Genomic DNA, 291 nt, shown 5'->3' with positions numbered 1-291 from the left:
GTCCATATTTTAAATGGTGAGGCTGTACTTCGATCTTCAGCAGGTAAGCGAAGGTTGCCCGCATAACTTTCAGCACGTGCTGGCTGATACAGCATAGTAGGAATGTCAGGGTCGACAAAAAATACCCAGAAATGATCTTCGATCACATTCAAGGCCACTTGCCCACGACATACGGGCCCCTTGATGTAACCCATTATCGTGAATTCAGCTTCTTGTAACATGAATTTATACCGCGCTGAAGCCGGAAGCTCTTTAAACGTAATAAATGGATTCGATGCACTCTTAGCATCA

Annotated in this window: 1 protein-coding gene; it reads right to left on the bottom strand. The window is 44.7% G+C overall.

Going from position 1 to position 291, the window contains the following annotated elements; translation table 11 throughout:
- Positions 1 to 291: fatty acid cis/trans isomerase (locus A3739_RS07910; RefSeq protein ID WP_197472184.1), on the bottom strand; the 291-nt coding region annotated here is incomplete at both ends.

It is taken from the genome of Oleiphilus sp. HI0067 (assembly GCF_001635735.1).
This window is presented reverse-complemented; position numbering and strand designations above follow the sequence as displayed.